Raw genomic sequence first — 7,334 nt, 5'->3', positions numbered from 1 at the left:
CTGGCCACCGCCATCTGGCACAACTGGACCACCGGCGCCCCGGTCAAGCGATCCCTGATCGCCTATGACCACTGAAGACATCGGACTCATTCATCTAGCATGATCGCTCGCTTGGTGTACACGTCAAGAGCAAGGGGTGAAGGAAGAGTGAGAGCTTCCAAGGTGGTCTCGGTGGTGGCCATGAGCCTGGGTGCGGTGGGATTGATGGTTTCGCCCGCCTCCGCCAGCGGGTCCATAGGCGCGCTGGGCGGTGGCGCCAAGGTCACCTTCACGTCCTACGGTGAGACGTTCGAGGTGTGCGACACCGCGGCGGACGGTCACTCGGCAGTCGGAAGGCTCACCTACTACGACGACACCACCAGCTACTGGAACCCGAACGGCGCGGGTACGTGCAAGACCTGGAACCTCTCCTTCCCCGAAGGCTCCAGGATCGCCTACGGGGCCTGCCGCGGCGAGTACGGCAGCAAGTCCATCGACGCGACCTCCTGCCAGTGGGTGTACAACGACAAGGCGTGAGACGACCTCGCCGCCTTGGGACCTCGCTCCGCCTGACACTCTGAACCAGTACTCGCCGGCCGCTCCTGCGCGCTGTTTCCGGAACGGCGGATCTCGGCAAGGGGCTGGAGGCGGGAAAGCGCTGACGTGGGGTGAAATCGAATTCGAGGGCCCGACCGGTGGGAACCGGTCGGGCCCTCGGGCTCTCGTCGTGCGTGCGGGCGGGCGCCCGGCGGATCAGTCGTCGTCGCCGCGTCCGCCGTTCATGCCCTCGATGAAGCCGCCGGGTCCGCCCGGCCTGCCGTCGCCCCCACCGCCGCCGAAGGCGATCACGGTGATCGAGTCGCCCTTCTTGAGCTGGGAACCGGGCCCGGGGTCGGTGCCCACGACCGTGGCGTTCTCGTCGTCGGAGCCCTGGACGTTGACCTGGAGGCCCAGGTCCTCAAGGGCCTTGCGGGCTTCCTTGAGCTTCTGGTTCCGAACGTCCGGGACGGTGACCGGCTGCTCCGCGGGCGCCTTGGCCACGGTCAGGGTGATCGTGGTGCCGGGAGCCGCCTTGGTGCCGGGGGGGAGGCTCTGTTCGAGCACGGTGTCCGGCTGCTGGGAGCCGTCCTCTCGCTCGTCCCTCACCACGACGAATCCCAGGGTCTTCAGATCGGACTCGGCCTCCGCGAAGTTCCTCCCGACGGCGTTCGGGACGGTCAGCCGCGTGTCCTCCTGGGCCACGGTCAGGGTGACGGTGCTGCCGGGCTTGGCCTCGCTGCCGCCCGCCGGGTCCTGCGAGAGCACCGTGCCGGCGGGCTTGTCGGAGATCTCCGCCTTCCGCTCGACCTCGAAATTCTCCTTCCGCAGCGTCTTCTCGGCCTCGTCGACGTTCTCACCGGTGACGTCCGGGACCTCGACCGCGCTGGGCCCCTTGGACATGATCAGCTTGATCGTGGTGTCCTCGGGAACCTGTGTGCCCGCCGCCGGATCGGTCTTGCAGACGGTGTCCTTCTCCTGCTCGCAGAACTCGCTCGGCCCCTTGGCGACCTTGAGTCTGACGTTCTCCGCCTTCTCCCGGGCCTCCTCGAAACTCTGCCCGGCGAGGTCGGGCACCCTGGGGTCGTTCCCGGAGGAGCTGAAGATCACCTTGCCGATGAAGACCGCGCCCACCAGCACCAGGATGCCGCCGAGCACCAGCAGGATCGTGGAGAGGTTCCTCTTCCCGCTCTGCCGACGCCGGTCGGGCCGGTCGTCGTAGCCGTATCCGCCGTCGTCGTCGCGCATCGGCGGCAGCATGGACGTCTGCCCGGCCGGCGGGGCCGCGGTGCGCAGGGCGGCGGTCGGCTGGTCCTCGGGAGGGTAGCCGCCGGCCGCGTAGGAGGCCGCCCCCATCGCCGCCGCGGCGCCGACCGGCTGGCCGTCGAGGGCCGCCTCGATGTCGGCGCGCATCTCGTCGGCGGACTGGTAGCGGTAGTCCGGGTCCTTCATCAGCGCCTTGAGGACGATGGCGTCCATCTCGGGCGTGATCTCGGGGTCGAAGGTGCTCGGCGGCTGCGGCTCCTCCCGCACGTGCTGGTAGGCGACCGCGACGGGGGAGTCGCCCACGAAGGGCGGCCGGACCGTCAGCAGCTCGTACAGCAGGCAACCCGTGGAGTACAGGTCGGAGCGGGCGTCCACCGTCTCGCCTTTGGCCTGCTCCGGGGAGAGGTACTGGGCGGTGCCGATGACGGCCGCGGTCTGGGTCATGGTCATGCCGGCATCGCCCATGGCGCGGGCGATGCCGAAGTCCATCACCTTGACCTGCCCGGTGCGCGTCAGCATGACGTTCGCCGGCTTGATGTCGCGGTGGACGATGCCGTTGCGGTGGGAGTACTCCAGGGCCTGGAGGATGCCGACGCACATCTCCAGCGAGCGTTCGGGCAGCAGCTTGCGTCCGGAGTGCAGCAGCTCGCGGAGAGTGGAGCCGTCGACGTACTCCATGACGATGTAGGGGATGGAGATCCCGTCGACGTAGTCCTCGCCGGTGTCGTAGACGGCGACGATGGCCGGGTGGTTGAGCGAGGCGGCCGACTGGGCCTCACGGCGGAAGCGGGCCTGGAACGTGGGGTCGCGAGCGAGGTCCACCCGGAGTGTCTTCACCGCGACGGTGCGGCCCAGACGGGTGTCGTGGGCGAGGTAGACCTCGGCCATACCGCCTCGGCCGAGCACCGAGCCCAGCTCGTACCGGCCGCCGAGGCGACGCGGCTCTTCCATAGTCTCCAGCCCTCTCCGTTCGTCCTGACCGTCTCCCTGTGCGGTCCGGCGGTGCTGCTCGGCATACCGTACCCGGACCGGGTGAGGGGCCGGGAACGTGGCTGCTGACGCGACCGCTGCCCTCGGGTCACCTCTTGCCGTCGAGCGCGGCCTCCATCATCGCCTTCGCGACCGGGGCGGCCAGCTTGCTGCCCGCGATGTCGTCGCGGAGGACGTTGGCACTCTCGATCACCACCGCGACGGCGATGGGCGGGGACCCGTCGTCGGTCTTGGCGTAGGAGATGAACCAGGCGTACGGGTTCTTGCTGTTGTTCTCGCCGTGCTGGGCGGTACCGGTCTTGCCGCCGACTGTGACGCCGTCGATCTGGGCGGTGGTTCCGGTGCCCTTCTCGACGACCGCCTCCATCATCTGCTGGAGCTTCTGGGCGTTCTCCGGCGAGACCGCCCGGCCGATCTCCTTGGGGGTGTGCTCCTCGACGACGTTGAGGTTCGGCGCGACGAGCTGGTCGACCATGTACGGCTCCATCAGCTTGCCGTCGTTGGCGACGGCGGCCGCGACCATGGCCATCTGGAGCGGGGTGGCGCGGTTGGACGCCTGGCCGATGCCCGCCATGGCGTTCTGCGGCCGGTTGTCCTCCGGGTAGACGGACTCCACCGCGCGGACCGGGACGAAGTGCTCCTTGTTGAACCCGAACTTCTCGGAGTACTCGATCATCTTCTCGTTGCCGATCTCGTGACTGATCTTGGCGAAGACGGTGTTGCAGGACCACTGCATGGCCACCCGCAGGGAGGCGTCCTCGCAGGGGTGGTTGCCGTCGTTGCCCAGATCGGTGACGGTGTCGGGGAGGCGGTACGGGTCCGGGGTGTCGGTCTTCTCGTCGATGTCGTACATGCCGCTCTCCAGCGCCGCGGCGGCGGTGACGACCTTGAACGTCGAGCCCGGCGGGTAGGTCTGGCGCAGCGCCCGGTTGAGCATCGGCTCGTCGGGGTTGTTCTTCTTCTGGAGGGAGTTCCAGGCCTCCCCGTCCTTGTCCGACATTCCGGCGAAGGACGACGGGTCGTACGAGGGAGTGCTGACCAGGCCGAGGATGGCGCCGGTCTCGGCGTTCAGCGCGACGGCCGCGCCCTTCTTGTCGCCCATGGTCTCGTAGGCGGCCTTCTGGACCTCGGCGTCCAGCGTCGTGATGACGTTGCCGCCCTTCTGGTCCTTGCCGGTGAGCATGTCGATGGTGCGGTTGAAGAACAGCCGGTCGTCGTCGCCGGTGAGGATGCCGTCGTAGATCTTCTCCAACTGCGAGGCGTCGAACGCCTGGGATGCGTAGCCGGTCACCGGCGCCCACATCTTGCCGTTCTTGTACGTCCGCTTGAACTTGAAGTCGATGCTCTTGGTCTCGGTCGAGCCGGTGATGGGCTTGCCGTTGGACAGGAGGATGTTGCCGCGCGGCTGCTGGTAGCGCTCGATGGCGACACGCCGGTTCTTCGGGTGGTTCTGCAACTCGTCGGCCTGGACGAACTGGATCCAGTTGCTGCGGATCATCAGGGCGACCATGAGCAGACCGCAGAAGATGGCGACACGGCGCAGGGGCTTGTTCACGATCGGACCACCTGGGTCATCTCGGCATCGGGGGAGGGTGCGGGTGCGGGCGCGGGACGTCGCGCGGTGTCGCTGATCTTCAGCAGGATCGCGACGAGCGCCCAGTTGGCGATGACGGACGAGCCGCCCTGAGCCAGGAAGGGCATGGTCATACCGGTCAGCGGGATGAGGGCCATCACACCGCCGGCCACGACGAAGACCTGGATGGCGAACGCCGAGGAGAGGCCGACGGCGAGCAGCTTGCCGAACGGGTCGCGGGCGGCCAGGGCGGTGCGGATGCCCCGCTCGATCAGCAGGCCGTACAGCAGTACGAACGCCATCACCCCGGTCAGGCCCAACTCCTCGCCCACGGTGGCGAAGATGTAGTCGCTCTTGACGGCGAACTGGATCAGGTCGGAGTGGCCCTGGCCGAGCCCGGTGCCGAGGATGCCGCCGGCCCCGAAGGCCCACAGGGCCTGTGCGGGCTGGTTCGGGTTGCCGGTCTCGCGGACGACGTGGAAGGGGTCCAGCCAGTCCTGGACGCGGCCTTGGACGTGGGGCTCGAAGCTGGCCACGGCCACCGCGCCGACGACGGCGAGGGTGAGGCCGAAGAGGATCCAGCTCGTCCGCTCGGTGGCCACGTACAGCATCACGACGAAGAGGCCGAAGAACAGGAGCGAGGTGCCCAGGTCGGTCTCGAAGATCAGGATGAGCAGACTCAGCGCCCAGATCATCAGGATCGGGCCGAGGTCGCGGCCACGCGGCAGGTACAGACCCAGGAAGCGACGGCTGGCCAGGGCGAGGGCGTCTCTCTTGACCATCAGGTAGCCGGCGAAGAACACCGCGATGATGATCTTGGCGAACTCGCCGGGCTGGATGGACATGCCGCCGATGGTGATCCAGATCTTGGCGCCGTAGACCGCCGGGAAGAACATCGGCAGGATCAGCAGGATCAGCGCCACGACCATGGAGATGTAGGTGTAGCGCTGCAGGACGCGGTGGTCCTTGAGGAAGACCAGCACCGCGAGGAAGAGGGCTATGCCCAGCGCGGACCACATCAGTTGGTTGGGGGCCGCGGCGCCCTCGTTGAGCAGTTTCAGCCGCCTGGACTGGTCGAGTCTCCAGATGAAGACCAGGCCGAGCCCGTTGAGGAGCGTGGCGATGGGCAGCATCAGCGGGTCGGCGTACGGCGCGAACTTCCGCACCACCAGGTGGGCGATGCCGGCGAGCAGCCCCAGGCCGAGGCCGTAGGCGAGCATGCCGGCGGGCAGTTCGCCGTTGATGGCCAGGCCCACGTTGGCGTAGGCGAACACCGGGATGAGCACGGCGAAGCCGAGCATCGCCAGCTCTGTGTTGCGGCGGCTGGGCAGCCCTCCCGAGGAGATCGTCGTGTGGCTGCCGGTGACGTGACTGGTGCTCATGGAGTGCGGCCCCCTATGGCGTGGTGCACTGCTTGGCGAGCTTCTGCTGTTCCTCCGGAAGGGTGGGGCCGGGGGTCGGAGCGGTGGAGCTCTGGCTGTCGCTGGTCTTGATGGCCGAGGCGGTGGACGCGACGGCGGACGGGGCGGTGGACGGACCTGTGGGCGCGGTGGGGGTCGGCGTCCGCTCACCGGCCTCCTCGCCCGCTCCGGCGGAGCCCTGGGAGGCGTCCTTCTCGGCCTCGGCGCGTTCCCGGTCCTGCTGCTCGGCGACGAATCTGCAGATCTCGGCCTGTTCCCTCAGCTTCTCCAGTCGGGCCTCGGCCTGGGCGAGGCTGCTCATGGAAATGCCCTCCTCGATCTGGTTGCGCTGGTAGACCGGGAGGTACTTGAGTTCGACCGCGGAGCGCCGCTCGACCTCGCTCAGCGAGAACCAGCCGAGCTTCTGGTTGAGGCCGCGGTAGATCGCGACGCGGTCGTCCTCGGCGCCGACGTAGTACTGCGTCTGGACCCAGCGCCAGCCGCCGTACAGACCGCCGCCGAGGACGCCCAGGACGAGCGCGATCAGCAGGATTCGCTTGAACCACTTCCAGCCCTTGCGGGGCTTGGCGAGGTCGCCCTCGGCGTACGCGCCGAAGGACCCGCCGGCCGGCCCTCCGACCGGGCCGCCGCTGCCGGGCGGCCCGAAGCTCCCCTGGGGGGCGTCGGGCGGCTGCTGCTGGGGCACGCCGCGGCCGAGTTCGGCGGCGCGGGCGGCCGGGGTCTGGAGGGTGCCGGGGTCGCCGAGCTGGTGCTGGTTCTCGGCGACGGCGCCCACGACGACCGGGGTGTCGTTGAGCTTCCCGGCGAGGGTGTCGTTGTCGTCGACGTCGAGGACGTCCGCGACGATGCAGGTGATGTTGTCCGGTCCGCCGCCGCGCAGGGCGAGCTGGATCAGCTCCTGCACGGTCTCGTGCGGCCCCTGGTAGCCGGCGAGGGTCTCCTCCATCGTCTGGTGGCTGACGACGCCGGACAGACCGTCGGAGCACAGCAGGTAGCGGTCCCCGGGGCGCACCTCGCGGATGGACAGGTCGGGCTCGACGCGGTCGCCGCTGCCCAGCGCGCGCATCAGCAGGGAGCGCTGCGGGTGGGTGGTGGCCTCCTCCTCGGTGATCCGACCCTCGTCCACCAGACGCTGGACCCAGGTGTGGTCCTGGGTGATCTGGGTGAGCCGGCCGTCGCGCAGCAGGTAGGCGCGGGAGTCGCCGACGTGGACCAGGCCGAGTCGCCGGCCGGTCCACAGCAGGGCGGTGAGCGTGGTGCCCATGCCCTCCAGTTGAGGGTCCTCCTCGACCATGATCCGTAGCTGCTCGTTGGCGCGCTGCACGGCGGTGCCGAGCGAGGTGAGGAGGTCGGAACCGGGGATGTCGTCGTCGAGCTGGACGAGGATGGAGATCACCTCGGAGCTGGCGACCTCACCGGCGGCCTGGCCGCCCATGCCGTCGGCGATCGCGAGCAGCCGGGGACCGGCGTAGCCGGAGTCCTCGTTGCCCTCGCGGATCATGCCTTTGTGCGATCCGGCGGCGAAGCGCAGTGACAGACTCATGCGCACCTCGCCCGTCGGCTCCGGG

At 68.9% G+C, this 7,334-nt stretch carries 5 protein-coding genes; 1 reads left to right on the top strand and 4 read right to left on the bottom strand.

The window, feature by feature from the left end:
• Positions 1–147 precede the first annotated feature (147 nt).
• Positions 148–516 carry a hypothetical protein gene (locus tag IF47_RS0114275; RefSeq protein WP_157839966.1) on the top strand — a complete coding sequence of 123 codons (369 nt, stop codon included), beginning with the start codon at positions 148–150 and terminating at the stop codon, positions 514–516.
• 216 nt (positions 517–732) lie between these two features.
• Here the strand turns inward: IF47_RS0114275 and pknB are convergent, their stop codons facing one another.
• From pknB to IF47_RS0114255, 4 genes are all read right to left on the bottom strand, one after another.
• Positions 733–2,733 (bottom strand): Stk1 family PASTA domain-containing Ser/Thr kinase, encoded by a 2,001-nt coding sequence (gene pknB / locus IF47_RS0114270; protein WP_031509135.1) that lies wholly within the window; start codon positions 2,731–2,733, stop codon positions 733–735.
• Between the two features lie 127 nt (positions 2,734–2,860).
• A complete protein-coding gene (locus IF47_RS0114265) occupies positions 2,861–4,327 on the bottom strand; it encodes a peptidoglycan D,D-transpeptidase FtsI family protein (RefSeq protein ID WP_031509134.1) in 1,467 nt (488 codons plus the stop codon).
• Positions 4,324–5,727, bottom strand: a complete 1,404-nt coding sequence (locus IF47_RS0114260; RefSeq protein WP_031509133.1) for an FtsW/RodA/SpoVE family cell cycle protein — start codon at positions 5,725–5,727, stop codon at positions 4,324–4,326. The genes IF47_RS0114265 and IF47_RS0114260 overlap by 4 nt, the downstream gene beginning before the upstream one ends.
• Before the next feature lie 13 nt (positions 5,728–5,740).
• The gene (locus IF47_RS0114255; protein ID WP_245641112.1) at positions 5,741–7,309 is read right to left on the bottom strand and encodes a PP2C family protein-serine/threonine phosphatase; all 1,569 of its coding nucleotides are present in this window, start codon (positions 7,307–7,309) and stop codon (positions 5,741–5,743) included.
• Positions 7,310–7,334 lie beyond the last annotated feature (25 nt).

The organism is Streptomyces megasporus (assembly GCF_000718985.1).
Taxonomy (GTDB): Bacteria; Actinomycetota; Actinomycetes; order Streptomycetales; family Streptomycetaceae; genus Streptomyces; species Streptomyces megasporus.
This window is presented reverse-complemented; position numbering and strand designations above follow the sequence as displayed.